The following is a 13133-nucleotide window of genomic DNA, read 5'->3' on the forward strand; positions in this document are numbered from 1 at the left end:
AACGGGCGAATTGTAACTCCATTTATAGAACGCCAATATTCCTGATTTGATGGGGTTTTCCTGCATTGCAACCAATTTTGAGACAAGGGTTTGGCGGCGAATAGCAACCCGGTTGCACCATCTGCGGGAATATCGGTTGCGATTACGGTTTCCACGTGCAAAAAAAAGCGCGCCCTGGGGCGCGCTTCGGTGTACCGCTCTGTGTACGGCGGATCAGGCTGCGGGCGGCAGGTTCAGGCCGCGCGGCAGCGGGAACGACACGCTCTCCTCGATCCCGTCGAGCGCGCGGACGTTGCGCACGCCGAGTTCGCGCAGGCGCGCGATCACCGCCTGGGCGAGCACTTCGGGCGCCGACGCGCCGGCCGTCACGCCGATGCGGCGCTTGCCGGCGACCCACGCCGGATCGATCTGGTCGGGCGCATCCACCATGTATGCCGCGACGCCGCGCTTCTCGGCCACTTCGCGCAGCCGGCTCGAGTTCGAGCTGTTCGGGCTGCCGACGACGATCACGACGTCGCACTGCGGCGCCATGAACTTCACCGCGTCCTGGCGGTTCTGCGTTGCATAGCAGATGTCCTGCTTCTTCGGCTCGCGGATCTTCGGGTATTTCGCCTTCAGCGCGGCGATGATCTCGGCCGCGTCGTCGACGGACAGCGTCGTCTGCGTGACGAGCGCGATGCGCTCCGGATCGGCGAGCTCGAGCTTCTGCACGTCCTCGACGCTCTCGACGAGGTGCATGCCGCGCTCGACCTGGCCCATCGTGCCCTCGACCTCCGGGTGCCCCTTGTGCCCGATCATCACGATGTCGACGCCATCCTGGCGCATCTTCGCCACTTCGACGTGCACCTTCGTGACGAGCGGGCACGTCGCGTCGTAGACGCGCAGCCCGCGCACGCCGGCTTCGTCGCGCACCGCCTTCGATACGCCGTGCGCGCTGAAGATCACGGTGTTGCCAGACGGCACTTCCTCGAGTTCCTCGACGAAAATCGCGCCCTTCTTCTTCAGGTCCTCGACCACGTACTTGTTGTGGACGATCTCGTGGCGCACGTAGATCGGCGCGCCGTACATCGCGATCGCGCGCTCGACGATCTCGATCGCGCGATCGACCCCCGCGCAGAAGCCGCGCGGCTGGGCCAGCAGGATTTCGGCGTCGGCGGCGACGGTCTGTCCGGACAGCGTATCGGTGGTGCTCATGATTACAGGATCCCGATGATTTTCACTTCAAACGTGAGCGCTTGGCCCGCGAGCGGATGATTGAAGTCGAACAGCGCCGAGGTTTCGCCGACTTCCTTCAGCACCCCTGCATATCGACCGCCGTCCGGCGCGTTGAATTCGATCAGGTCGCCCGGCGTGAAGTCCTCGCCGATCATCCCGTTCTCGCGCAGCGTCTTGAGCGTCACGCGCTGGAGCATGTCCGGATTTCGGGGCCCGAATGCCTGCTCGGGCGCTAGCTGATAAGTCGAATGGTCGCCCACCCGGAGCCCGACGAGAATCTGTTCCAGCGAAGGCGCCAGCTGCCCTGCGCCGAGCAGCAGCGTCGCGGGCTTGTCGGAAAAGGTGTTGACGATGTCGGCGCCGTCGGCCAGTGCCAGCCGGTAGTGCAGCGTGACGTGCGAACCGGGCTTCACTTCGGAAAGATCGATGAGGCTCATGAATTACTCGTTCAGTCGGCGCCCGATGCGGCCGCGAGGCCCGGCGCAAAACCGACATTGTAAGTCACCTGAGCGCGCAAGGCGGAAAGTGCGACGACGTTGCACAGGCCTGCCTGCCCGCCACAATGGAGAATCAACCATGCCGCAACAATTGTCGCCCTTCCGCGAATGCCGCGACGCCGACGCCGACACGCCGCGCGCGGCCGGGCGGCGCAAGCGCGCGCGACGGCCCGACCTGCCGCGCGAGCGGCTGCTCGAGCGCGGGCCGGCCGCGCTGTCCGACGACGAGCTGATCGTGCTGCTGCTCGGCACCGGCGTGCCCGGCCACAACGTATTCGACAGCGCGCGTGCGCTGCTCGAACACTTCGGCAAGTCGCTGCGCGGGCTGCTCGACGCGACCCCGGCCGATTTCCGCGGCCACCCGGGCATCGGCGAAGCCCGCATCGCCCGGCTGTCCGCGGTCGCCGAGCTCGCGCGGCGCGCGCTCGCGGAGAAGGCGCGCGAGCAGTTGCTGATCGATTCGCCCGGCGCGGTCGAGGACTACCTGCGGCTCGTGATCGGCACGCGCCCGTACGAAGTGTTCATGACCCTGTACCTCGACGCGCGCCACAGCCTCGTCGACAGCGAGGAAAGCGCGCGCGGCTCGCTGACGCGGATGGCCGTCTACCCGCGCGAGATCGTGCGCCGCGCGCTGTCGGTGAACGCCGCCGCGCTGGTCGTCGCGCACAACCACCCGTCCGGCGCGGTGCAGCCGAGCGCGGAGGACCGGCGCCTGACCCGCGTGCTGCGCGACGCGCTCGCCCTGTTCGACGTGCGGCTGCTGGATCACGTCGTCGTCGGCGCGACCGAAACGTTCTCGTTCGCGCGCGCCGGCTTGCTATAAACTGTGCCAGGCCGCGCAGGCGGGCCCGCCGGGCCCGCACCGAGCGGCCTCCGGCAGGCGGCGCACGAGCGCCACGACGGCACGATGAAATTACGTTTGATTTTCCTGAACTTTTTCTGCTAGAATCGCCGTCTGTCTTTTTTCCAACCAGTTCTAGCCATCGAAGGGCCTTGTCTGTTAAGGGCTTGGGCGTTCTGAGTGCAGCTATGGATCACGTGGCTGCTCGATGAGAACCTTCACCGGCGATCGAACCCCGAATTTAGCGTATTAGGAGTGCTCTCATGGCACGCGTATGCCAAGTAACTGGGAAAGCGCCGATGAGCGGCAACAACGTTTCCCACGCAAACAACAAGACGAAGCGTCGCTTCCTGCCGAACCTGCAAAACCGCCGGTTCTGGGTGGAGAGCGAAAACCGCTGGGTGCGCCTGCGCGTCTCGAACGCCGGCCTGCGCCTGATCGACAAGAACGGCATCGATTCCGTGCTCGCTGACCTGCGCGCACGCGGCGAAGTCTAAGCCCAAGGAGCACAATCATGGCAAAAGGCGCACGCGACAAGATCAAGCTCGAGTCGACCGCTGGTACGGGTCATTTCTACACGACCACGAAGAACAAGCGCAACATGCCGGAAAAGATGGCGATCAAGAAGTTCGATCCCGTCGTCCGCAAGCATGTGGAATACAAAGAAACCAAGATCAAGTAATCTCCGGTTTCTACCAGCCTGACGGTGACCAAAAAGCCCCGCAATCGCGGGGCTTTTTGTTTTGCGCGCACGCTTTTGGCCGACGCGGTATGCTCTCCCCTTTCCGCGGCTGCGCCGCCGGAATACACAAGATCAAGCGTGCAATGATGGAGATGCAGCAATGAAATTCGACGTGGCGATCGTCGGCAGCGGCCTGGCAGGCCTGTCGGTCGCGCTCAATCTGGCCGACACGCGGCGGGTCGCGCTGATCGCGAAGCGTTCGATGATGGAAGGCGCGAGCGACAACGCGCAAGGCGGCATCGCCGCCGTGCTCGATTCCGCGGACAGCATCGAGAACCATGTCGACGACACGCTGGTCGCCGGCGGCGGCCTGTGCGACGAGAGCGCGACGCGCTACATCGTCGAGCATGGTCGCGAAGCGATCGAATGGCTGATTTCGCAGGGCGTGCCGTTCACGAAGGACGACGCCGCCGAGCTCGGCTTTCACCTGACCCGCGAAGGCGGCCACAGCCACCGCCGCATCATCCACGCCGCCGACGCGACCGGGCACGCGGTGCTCGCGACGCTGTCCGAGCGCGCGCGCCGCCATCCGAACATCACGTTCCTCGAGAACCACCACGCGATCGACCTGATCACGTCGGAGCGGCTCGGCCTGCCCGGCCGCCGCTGCCACGGCCTGTACGCGCTCGACGTCGACAGCGGCCGCACGGTCACGATCGAGGCGCCGCACACGGTGCTCGCTACCGGCGGCGCCGGCAAGGTCTACCTGTACACGACCAACCCGGACACCGCGACCGGCGACGGCATCGCGATGGCGTGGCGCGCGGGCTGCCGCGTCGCGAACATGGAGTTCATCCAGTTCCACCCGACCTGCCTGTTCCACCCTTACGCGAAGTCGTTCCTGATCTCCGAGGCGGTGCGCGGCGAAGGCGGCCTGCTGAAGCTGCCGGACGGCACGCGCTTCATGCCCGCGCACGACCCGCGCGAGGAACTGGCGCCGCGCGACATCGTCGCGCGCGCGATCGACTTCGAGATCAAGAAGCGCGGGATCGACTGCGTGTACCTCGACATCAGCCACCAGCCGGAAGCGTTCCTGCGCGAACATTTCCCGACGATCCACGCGCGCTGCCTCGAGTTCGGCATCGACATCGCGAAGCAGCCGATTCCGGTCGTGCCGGCCGCGCACTACACGTGCGGCGGCGTCGTCACCGACCTGGCAGGCCGCACCGACCTCGCCGGCCTGTATGCGGTCGGCGAAACGTCGTATACGGGGCTGCACGGCGCTAACCGGCTCGCCAGCAACTCGCTGCTCGAATGCCTCGTGATCGGCCGTGCGGCAGCCGGAGCGATCGAGACGGCCGGCTTCGAGGTCGACTCGCCGGGCGCGCTGCCCGCGTGGGACGAGAGCCGCGTGTCGGATCCCGACGAGGAAGTCGTCGTCGCGCACAACTGGGACGAATTGCGGCGCCTGATGTGGAACTACGTCGGCATCGTGCGCACCGACAAGCGTCTCGAACGCGCGAAGCACCGGCTGTCGCTGTTGCGCGACGAGATCCACGAGTATTACGCGAATTTCCGCGTGAGCCGCGACCTGCTGGAGCTGCGCAACCTCGTCGACGTCGCGATGCTGATCGTCAAGAGCGCCCAGTCGCGACGCGAAAGCCGCGGGCTGCATTACAGCCGCGACTGGCCGCACGCGCTGCCGAAGGCGCTGCCGAGCGTGCTGATGCCGAAGGCGCGCCGATAACGCCGCGCGCAGCACCAGGAAAAAAGCCGTTGGCGCGCGAACGCCAACGGCTTTTTTGTCTGCGGATTGCGCCGCGCGGTCAGTCGACGATGCGCATCGAATAATCGGTCGCGCGCACGTCCTTCGTCAGCGCGCCGATCGAGATGCGATCGACGCCGGTCTCGGCGAACATGCGCACCGTATCGAAATTGACGCCGCCCGACACTTCGAGCACGGCCTTGGCCGCAGCCACGCGCACCGCCTCGCGCATCATGTCGAGTGTGAAGTTGTCGAGCAGCACCGACTGCGCGCCGTGCGCGAGCGCCGTGTCGAGCTGCGCGAGCGTCTCGACCTCGACCTGCACCGGCACGCCCGCGTTCAGCGCGAACGCCGCGTCGAGCGCTTCGCCGACCCCGCCTGCGGCCGCAATGTGGTTCTCCTTGATCAGGATCCCGTCGTACAGCGCGAGCCGCTGGTTCGCGCCGCCGCCGACCCGCACCGCGTACTTCTGCGCGAGCCGCAGGCCCGGCAGCGTCTTGCGCGTATCGAGGATCTGCGCGCGCGTGCCCTCGACCCGGTCGACGTAGCGGCGCGTCGCCGTCGCGACGCCGGACAGCAATTGCAGGAAGTTCAGCCCGTTGCGCTCGGCGGTCAGCAGCGCGCGCGCCGGGCCTTCGAGTTCGCAGACCGTCGAATCGGCCTTCATCCGGTCGCCTTCGCGATACTGCCAGCGCACGTCGATCGTCGGATCGATGCGGTGCATCACCGCGTCGAACCAGGGCACGCCGCACAGCACGGCCTCTTCGCGCACGATGATGCGCGCACGGCGGCGCTCGCCGGCCGGCACGAGCCGCCCGGTCTGGTCGCCCGCGCCGACGTCCTCGGCAATCGCATCGGCGACGTTGCGCGCGAGCGCGTCGTCGAACGCGGCGCCGTACTGCGCGCGGATCGTTTCGAAAAGCGGGGAAACGGCGCTGGTCGTCATGCCGCCCCCACGTTCGCGAACAGTTGCTGGTCGCGCTGCAGGTCGCCGCTCGTCTGCACGCGCTTCTTGTGGGCGGCCGCGAACTCGAGCATCCGGTCGATCGGCAGGCGCGCGCGCGCGCCGATCGCCGGGTCGACGAAGATCTCGTTGTGGCCGCGCTCGAGCACGTCCGCGAGGTTCGCGAGGCCGTTCATCGCCATCCACGGGCAGTGCGCGCAGCTCTTGCAGGTCGCGCTGTTGCCGGCCGTCGGCGCCGCGATGAAGGTCTTGCCCGGCGCCGCGAGCTGCATCTTGTGCAGGATGCCGAGATCGGTCGCGACGATGAAATGCGTCGCGTCCAGCTTCACCGCCGCGTCGATCAGCTGCGTGGTCGAGCCGACGACGTCGGCCAGCGCGACGACGTTCTCCGGCGATTCCGGATGGACGAGCACCTTCGCGTCCGGGTATTCGGCGCGCAGCAGGTCGAGCTCGATGCCCTTGAATTCGTCGTGCACGAGACACGAACCCTGCCACAGCAGCATGTCCGCGCCGGTTTTCTTCTGGATGTAGCTGCCGAGATGGCGATCCGGCGCCCAGATGATTTTCTCGCCGCGGGCGTGGAGATCCGCGACGATCTCGAGGCCGATCGACGACGTGACCATCCAGTCCGCGCGCGCCTTCACGGCGGCGCTGGTGTTCGCGTAGACGACGACGGTGCGGTCCGGGTGCGCATCGCAGAACGCGGAGAATTCGTCGGCCGGACAGCCGAGATCGAGCGAACAGGTGGCGTCGAGGTCCGGCATCAGGATCCGTTTGCCCGGGCTCAGGATCTTCGCGGTTTCGCCCATGAAGCGCACGCCCGCGACGACGAGCGTCTGCGCGTCGTGGTCGCGGCCGAAGCGGGCCATTTCGAGCGAATCGGCGACGCATCCGCCGGTTTCGTCGGCGAGTTCCTGCAATTCGGCGTCCACGTAATAGTGCGCGACCAGGACTGCCTTCTCACGGGCCAGCAACGCCTTGATGCGCGCCTTCAGCGCGGCGCGCTCCTCGGGGGACGGCGTCTCGGGCACCTTGGCCCATGCCTGCCCGACGCCGCAGACGGCGCCTGCCGCGACTGGCCGGTCGTACTCGACGGGTTTGATCGTCGATTGCATCTCCATATCTCCTGTCGGTGGGAGTTAGTGCTTTAGCACTTACTCCCACCCCATGCTTCGCGGTCGACCAGAGTTAGTGCTTTAGCGCTTACTCTGGTCCCATCCTTCGCGGTCGACCAGAGTTGGCGCTTTAGCGCTTACTCCGGCCCCATGCTTTGCGATCGCCCAAAAGAAAAAACCCCGCCAGCGCGGGGTTTGTGACGTCCTGAGATTCTAATCGATTTCGAATCAGGCGTAGCGGCGCAGGCGCATCGCGAATTCCTGCAATGCCTTGATGCCGCTTTGTTCGGCGCGATGGCACCAATCCTGCAATTGGGCCAGCAGCTGTTCGCGCGACGCGGTCGAACGATCCCAGATTGCCGCGAGATCCTGGCGCAGCTGGAAGTACGTCTGCAGCTTCTGGCTGTTCGCGAAAATCTCCGGCAGCAGCTTCTTCTGCGGCTCGTCGAGCCCGTCCGCATCCTTGTGGAACCACTTGCGCGCACCGCGCATCAGCTGGTACTTCTCGCCCGAACCAAGTTCCTTCAGACGCACGAGTTCCTGACGGTACGCCCGCTTGACGGCCTTGCCGTAGCGCGCCATCACCTCGTAGCGGTTCGACAGCACGGCCTGCAGCGTTTCCTGGTCGAGCACCGTCTTCGGCTTGTTCAGGCGCGGCGTCGGCGCGACCTTCTTCACCTTCGCGAGACCGAACGCGGACATGATGCGGATGTACATCCAGCCGATGTCGAACTCGTACCACTTGTTCGACAGCTTCGCGGACGTCGCGAACGTGTGGTGGTTGTTGTGCAGTTCCTCGCCGCCGATCACGATGCCCCACGGGAACAGGTTCGTGCTCGCATCAGCCGAGTTGAAGTTGCGGTAGCCCCAGAAGTGGCCGAAACCGTTGACGACGCCCGCCGCCCAGAACGGGATCCAGACCATCTGCACGGCCCACACGGTCAGGCCGAGCACGCCGAACAGCGCGACGTCGATCACCATCATCAGGCTGACGCCGAGAATCGGGTACTTCGAGTAGATGTTGCGCTCGATCCAGTCGTTCGGCGTGCCGTGGCCGAACTTGCGCATCGTCTCTTCGTTCTTCGCTTCCGCACGGTACAGCTCGGCGCCTTCGAGGAACACCTTCCAGATGCCGCGCGTCTGCGGGCTGTGCGGATCTTCCTCGGTCTCGCACTTCGCGTGGTGCTTGCGGTGAATCGCCGCCCACTGGCCGGTCAGCATCCCGGTCGTCATCCACAGCCAGAGGCGGAAGAAATGGCTGGCGATCGGGTGCAGCTCCAGCGCGCGGTGCGCCTGGCAGCGATGCAGGTAGACCGTCACCCCGATGATCGTCACGTGCGTGACGGCGAGCGCGAACAGCACGATCTGCCACCACGAGAAGCGCAGGAGCCCGTGAGCAAGAAAGTCGAGCAGGGAATTCAACAAGGCAGTTACCTGTGGAGTGAACGACGCCGGCACGCACCGGCGTCAGAAAAATGAAAGCATACCGCTGGATAGACCAGAATTTTACTTCAACCGTTCCAAGTCTTTGTAAAAAATGACTATTTCTTGCCTTGACGCAACGCCGCCAGTCCATCGGCGGACTCCGCCGGCCCGGCGCTCCGCGTCTGGCCGGCTTACACGACCGCGCGGCCGGCCGTGCTCTCGCCGTCCTCGGCGCGCGTCGCCGCGAAACCGTCCGGAAGGCCGACGACGCGCACCTCGCGCTGCGGGAACGGGATCGAGACCCCGTGCTCGGTAAACAGCCGCCAGATGTTGCGGTTCACCGTCGAGCGCACGCCCGACGTGCCTTTCGCGGAATCCTCGATCCAGAAGCCGAGCTCGAGATCGATGCCGTCCGCGCCGAAGCTCACGAGATACGGCGTCGGCGCCGGCTCCTCGAGCACGCGCGGCACGCCCTTCGCGGCTTCGGCGAGCAGCGTCAGCGCGTGCTCGACGTCGCTCGTGTACGCGATCTGCACCGCGACCTTCGCGTAGCCGCGCGTCAGGTACGACGACTGGTTCTGCACGACGTCGGTGATCAGCTTCTCGTTCGGAATCAGCGTCTCGTTGCCATCGAGGCCGCGCACGACCGTGTAGCGCGTGCGGATCTGCGTGACGATGCCCTGCAGCCCGCCGACGCTGATCGCGTCGCCGAGCCGCAGCGACCGGTCGAGCAGGATGATGAAGCCCGATACGTAGTTGCTCGCGATCTTCTGCAGGCCGAAGCCGAGCCCGACGCCGACCGCGCCGCCGAACACGCCGAGCACGGTCACGTCGATGCCGACGAGCGACAGCCCGATCAGCACCGCCGCGAACACGAGCAGCGCGCGTCCGACCCGCGACAGCACGACCTTCAGGTTCGCGTCGAGGGTCGTCGAGCGCGTCAGGCGATCCTCGAGCACCGAGCCGAGCCACATCGCGACCAGCAGCGTCACGCAGATCCACAGCGCGCCGGAGATCAGCGACAGCAGCGTGAGGTGCGCGTTCGCGACGCGGAACTGCACGCTGTCGAGCCACGCGAGCACGTCGCGCTGGATGCCGAGCACGGTCAGCACCATCGCGGCCCACACGACGGTCGACACGATCTTCTCGACGATCGACAGCCACGCGTTGGTGCTGCCGTCGCGCGCGAACACCCGCCGCGCGAAGAAGAACAGCACGTAGATGAGCCCGATGCCGATGAGCGGCACGAGCGCGAGCGACAGCAGCGCCGTCGACATGAACGGGTCGAACGCGAGCTGCGCGATCCAGACGAACACGCCGCCGAACAGCGGGAACAGCGCGCGCTTCAGGCTCTGCGCGCCGGCGCCGGGCCCGCGCCCGGCCGCGCGGCGGCGCGCGTCGATGCGGCCGTGCACGAAGCGCGCGGCGAGCCATGCGAAGCACAGCGCGCCGACCAGGACTGCCGCCTGCCAGAGCATCACCGGCTGGTTGAAGTCCCGGACCACCGACGCGAGGCGCCGCGACAGCAGGCGGCTCTGCAGGTTCTGCATCATCCGTGTGGCCAGCCGTTACGCCTGCGCGCGCCGCTCGAGCACGGCGGCGAAGAAGCCGTCGGTCGCATGGCGGTGCGGCCACAGCGACAGGTAGTCGCCGGTATCGAGCGCGATGCGCTGGTCGGCCAGCACCTTCTGCGCCGGCACCAGCACGAACTCCGGATGATCGGCGAGGAACTGCGCGACGATCGCCTCGTTCTCCGCGTCGAGCACGCTGCAGGTCGCGTAGACGAGCCGCCCGCCCTTCTTCACGAGACGCGCGGCGCTCGCGAGGATCGACGCCTGCTTCGGCGCGAGCTCCTCGATCGACGTGCGCGACTGGCGCCACTTCAGGTCCGGGTTGCGGCGCAGCGTGCCGAGGCCGCTGCACGGCGCGTCGACCAGCACGCGGTCGATCTTGCCGGCGAGCCGCTTGATCTTCGCGTCGTGCTCGCTGTCGATCAGCACCGGGTTCACGTTCGACAGGCCGCTGCGCGCAAGGCGCGGCTTCAGCTTCGCGAGCCGCTTCTCGGACACGTCGAACGCATACAGGCGGCCGGTCGAGCGCATCATCGCGCCGAGCGCGAGGGTCTTGCCGCCCGCGCCCGCGCAGAAATCGACGACCATCTCGCCACGGCGCGGCGCGACGAGCGAGCACAGCAGCTGGCTGCCCTCGTCCTGCACCTCGATCTGGCCTTCCTCGAACAGCCTGAGCTTGGTGAGCGCCGGCTTGCCGACGACGCGCACGCCGAACGGCGCGAACGGCGTCGCGCCCGCGTCAATGCCGTTCGCGCGCAGCGCGTCGATCACCTGGTCGCGGGTCGCCTTCTGCGCGTTCGCGCGCAGGTCGAGCGGCGCCGGGTAGTTCATCGCGGCGGCAAGCTGCGCGAGTTCCTCGGCGTCGAAGCGCGACGACAGCGCCTGGTGGATCCAGTCCGGCAGGTTCGTGCGCACGCGCACCGGCAGGCTCGCCGGATCGATCTTCGACACGTGTTCGAGCCAGGCCGCTTCCGCGTCGGACACGAACGGCTTCAGCGCGTTGCGGCCGACCGTCTGCATCAGGCCGAGCAGCGTCAGGCGCCGCGCGGGGCTGCCCGTGCCGCTCTCGGCGAGGTGCGCGAACTCCATCTTCCGGCGCAGCACCGCGAACACGGCCTCGGCAATCACGCCGCGCTCGGCATGCCCGAGCTTCGGGTGCGCGCGGAAGAACCGGCTCGTCGTCGCGTCGGCGGGGCCGGCGAACTTCAGCACCTCGGCCAGCAAAGTCTCGGTCTGGCCGATCAGGAATCCGTGCAGCTTCATACGCCCTCACTTGTTTCGGTATGCGGTTGGTCCGCGAAAATCCAGCGCGCCTCTTCCGGCGCCACGACCGCGCGGCCGTTCTCGAGGCGCAGGCGCCCTTCGACGAACCAGCGCACCGCGCGCGGATACAGCACGTGCTCGACCGTCAGCACGCGCTGCGCGAGCGCCGCCGCGTCGTCGCCCGCGCGCACGGGCACCGCGCCCTGCGCGACGATCGCGCCACTGTCGAGTTCGGGAATCACGAAATGCACGCTCGCGCCATGCAGCGCGACACCCGCGTCCAGCGCCTGCTGGTGCGTGTGGATGCCCTTGAAGCTCGGCAGCAGCGACGGATGGATGTTCAGCAGCCGGCCCTCGTATTGTCTGACGAATGCCGGCGTGAGGATGCGCATGAAGCCCGCGAGGACGACGAGGTCAGGCTCGAAACGGTCGATTTCGGCGGCGAGCGCCGCGTCGAAGCTGTCGCGGCCGTCGAACGACCGGTGGTCGACCACCGCGGTCGCCACCCCGTGCGACGCGGCAAAAGCCAGGCCGGCCGCGTCGGGCCGGTTGGCGATCACGGCGGCAACCTCGGCGGGCCACCGCTCCTGCGCACACGCGCGGACGATGGCTTCCATGTTGCTGCCGCGACCGGAAATCAGGATCACGAGTTTTTTCATCCGCGAATTTTACCATTCGGCCTCGGGTTTCCCGCCGCCTGAGCCGCCGGCCCGCCCGAACGTTTATAATCTTCTGCTTTGCGGCCTCGATCCGCTCATTCCCCGACGCTGCACCCGCTATCGTGAAAGTCTTCCGCGGCCTGCCCAACGCCGAAAGCCGCGCCCCGTGCGCGCTGACGATCGGCAACTTCGACGGTGTCCATCGCGGCCACCAGGCCCTGCTCGCGCGCGTGCGCGCGGCAGCGGACGCGCGCGGCCTGCCCGTCTGCGTGATGACCTTCGAGCCGCACCCGCGCGAATTCTTCAATCCCGCCGGCGCGCCGCCGCGCATCGCGATGCTGCGCGACAAGCTGGAAGCGCTGCGCGAGCACGGCGTCGACCGGGTCGTCGTCGAGCACTTCAACCACACGTTCGCCAGCCAGTCGCCGCAGGCGTTCGTCGAGCGCACGCTCGTGGGCGGGCTGCACACGCGCTGGATGATGGTCGGCGACGATTTCTGCTACGGCGCGAAGCGCGCGGGCACGTTCGACACGCTGAAGGCGGCCGGCGAGCAGTACGGCTTCGAGGTCGAGCAGATGGGCACGGTCGCCGGCAGCGACGGCACGCGCATCTCCAGCTCGGGCGTGCGCGCCGCGCTCGCGGCGGGCGATCTCGCCGCGGCCGCGCAGGCGCTCGGCCACGGCTACGCGATCAGCGGCCACGTCACGCACGGCCTGAAGCTCGGCCGCGACCTCGGCTTCCCGACGCTGAACCTGCCGATCGCGCACAAGCGGCCGGCGCTGATGGGCATCTTCGTCGTCCAGGTCCACGGCCTCGCCGACACCCCGCTGCCCGGCGTCGCGAGCCTCGGGCTGCGCCCGACCGTCGTCGATTCGGGCCGCGTGCTGCTTGAAGTGCACCTGCTCGACTGGCACGGCGACGCATACGGCAAGCTCGTGCGCGTCGAATTCCTGCAGAAGCTGCGCGACGAAGCGAAGTTCGACGATCTCGAAGCGCTGTCGCGCGCGATCGCGCAGGACGTCGCGAATGCCCGCGCGTACTTCGCGGCGCGCGACCACGCGCCCGGCAGCCGCACGACCGGCTTCTCGACGTCGGCCACCGACCGAATTAGCTGACCCCGGCTGGCGGCGCTGTGC

The 13133-nt window shown here is 67.3% G+C and carries 13 protein-coding genes; 5 read left to right on the forward strand and 8 right to left on the reverse strand.

What is annotated here, in order from left to right; all coding sequences use genetic code 11:
• Positions 1–213 precede the first annotated feature (213 nt).
• Together ispH and B7P44_RS13810 are read right to left on the reverse strand one after the other, a co-directional pair.
• The gene (gene ispH, locus B7P44_RS13805; protein WP_010090946.1) at positions 214–1194 is read right to left on the reverse strand and encodes a 4-hydroxy-3-methylbut-2-enyl diphosphate reductase; all 981 of its coding nucleotides are present in this window, start codon (positions 1192–1194) and stop codon (positions 214–216) included.
• Between the two features lie 2 nt (positions 1195–1196).
• A complete protein-coding gene (locus tag B7P44_RS13810; protein WP_010090945.1) occupies positions 1197–1652 on the reverse strand; it encodes an FKBP-type peptidyl-prolyl cis-trans isomerase in 456 nt (151 codons plus the stop codon).
• 139 nt (positions 1653–1791) lie between these two features.
• Here B7P44_RS13810 and radC point away from each other — a divergent pair, with 139 nt between their 5' ends.
• From radC to nadB, 4 genes are all read left to right on the forward strand, one after another.
• Positions 1792–2535, forward strand: coding sequence for a RadC family protein (radC, locus tag B7P44_RS13815; RefSeq protein ID WP_084905046.1), 744 nt, complete (start codon positions 1792–1794; stop codon positions 2533–2535).
• Positions 2536–2816: 281 nt separating this feature from the next.
• Positions 2817–3050 (forward strand): 50S ribosomal protein L28, encoded by a 234-nt coding sequence (gene rpmB / locus B7P44_RS13820; RefSeq protein ID WP_034208178.1) that lies wholly within the window; start codon positions 2817–2819, stop codon positions 3048–3050.
• Positions 3051–3067: 17 nt separating this feature from the next.
• Positions 3068–3235 (forward strand): 50S ribosomal protein L33, encoded by a 168-nt coding sequence (rpmG, locus tag B7P44_RS13825; protein ID WP_006478046.1) that lies wholly within the window; start codon positions 3068–3070, stop codon positions 3233–3235.
• 160 nt (positions 3236–3395) lie between these two features.
• A complete protein-coding gene (gene nadB, locus B7P44_RS13830; protein WP_084905049.1) occupies positions 3396–4982 on the forward strand; it encodes an L-aspartate oxidase in 1587 nt (528 codons plus the stop codon).
• 79 nt (positions 4983–5061) lie between these two features.
• Here nadB and nadC read toward each other — a convergent pair whose 3' ends face one another.
• The 6 genes from nadC to purN form a co-directional block, all read right to left on the reverse strand.
• Positions 5062–5946, reverse strand: coding sequence for a carboxylating nicotinate-nucleotide diphosphorylase (gene nadC, locus B7P44_RS13835; protein ID WP_084905051.1), 885 nt, complete (start codon positions 5944–5946; stop codon positions 5062–5064).
• On the reverse strand, positions 5943–7079 hold the full coding sequence (gene nadA / locus B7P44_RS13840; protein ID WP_084906680.1) for a quinolinate synthase NadA: 1137 nt from the start codon (positions 7077–7079) through the stop codon (positions 5943–5945). The genes nadC and nadA overlap by 4 nt, the downstream gene beginning before the upstream one ends.
• 228 nt (positions 7080–7307) lie before the next feature.
• The gene (locus tag B7P44_RS13845; RefSeq protein ID WP_084905053.1) at positions 7308–8504 is read right to left on the reverse strand and encodes a DesA family fatty acid desaturase; all 1197 of its coding nucleotides are present in this window, start codon (positions 8502–8504) and stop codon (positions 7308–7310) included.
• Between the two features lie 191 nt (positions 8505–8695).
• On the reverse strand, positions 8696–10054 hold the full coding sequence (locus B7P44_RS13850) for a mechanosensitive ion channel family protein (protein ID WP_084906682.1): 1359 nt from the start codon (positions 10052–10054) through the stop codon (positions 8696–8698).
• Positions 10055–10072: 18 nt separating this feature from the next.
• Positions 10073–11338 (reverse strand): RsmB/NOP family class I SAM-dependent RNA methyltransferase, encoded by a 1266-nt coding sequence (locus B7P44_RS13855; RefSeq protein WP_084905056.1) that lies wholly within the window; start codon positions 11336–11338, stop codon positions 10073–10075.
• A complete protein-coding gene (gene purN / locus B7P44_RS13860; RefSeq protein ID WP_084905058.1) occupies positions 11335–11997 on the reverse strand; it encodes a phosphoribosylglycinamide formyltransferase in 663 nt (220 codons plus the stop codon). Before purN ends, B7P44_RS13855 begins: the two co-directional genes overlap by 4 nt.
• Positions 11998–12119: 122 nt before the next feature.
• On the opposite strand from purN, the gene B7P44_RS13865 reads away from it, so the two are divergent.
• Complete coding sequence (locus B7P44_RS13865; RefSeq protein ID WP_084905060.1) at positions 12120–13112, forward strand: bifunctional riboflavin kinase/FAD synthetase; 993 nt, start codon at positions 12120–12122, stop codon at positions 13110–13112.
• Positions 13113–13133 lie beyond the last annotated feature (21 nt).

It is taken from the genome of Burkholderia ubonensis subsp. mesacidophila, from assembly GCF_002097715.1.
Lineage (GTDB): Bacteria > Pseudomonadota > Gammaproteobacteria > Burkholderiales > Burkholderiaceae > Burkholderia > Burkholderia mesacidophila.